1 protein-coding gene is annotated in these 465 nt (G+C 45.2%); it reads left to right on the top strand.

The genetic code is table 11. The annotated features are described in order from the left end of the window. The coding region (locus tag D7X96_RS39210) for a reverse transcriptase family protein (protein ID WP_147468530.1) at positions 1 to 465 on the top strand (465 nt) is incomplete at both ends.

Here is a 465-nt window from a genome sequence, read left to right on the forward strand (position 1 = left end):
GGGTCAGCCCTACCCAAGTTGTACCTAAAAAGGCCGGCGTAACTGTAGTCCGTAATGCTAATGATGAGCTCATCCCAACCCGCATACCCACAGGTTGGCGAGTTTGCATCGACTACAGAAAGTTAAATACTGTCACACGAAAGGATCATTTCCCCCTACCCTTCTTGGACCAAATTTTAGAACGGGTAGCTGGCCACGAGTATTATTGTTTCTTGGATGGATATTCTGGATACAATCAAATAGAGATCGCCCCGGAAGACCAAGAGAAAACAACTTTCACATGCCCCTTTGGCACCTTTGCTTATCGACGGATGCCCTTTGGGCTGTGTAATGCTCCTGCAACCTTTCAAAGGTGCATGCTGAGTATTTTTAGTGATATGGTGGAACGTTTTCTCGAAGTCTTCATGGACGATTTCTCCGTTTTTGGAGATTCTTTCCAAGATTGTTTGAGCAACTTAACTAAGG

It is taken from the genome of Corallococcus interemptor (assembly GCF_003668875.1).
GTDB classification, from domain to species: domain Bacteria; phylum Myxococcota; class Myxococcia; order Myxococcales; family Myxococcaceae; genus Corallococcus; species Corallococcus interemptor.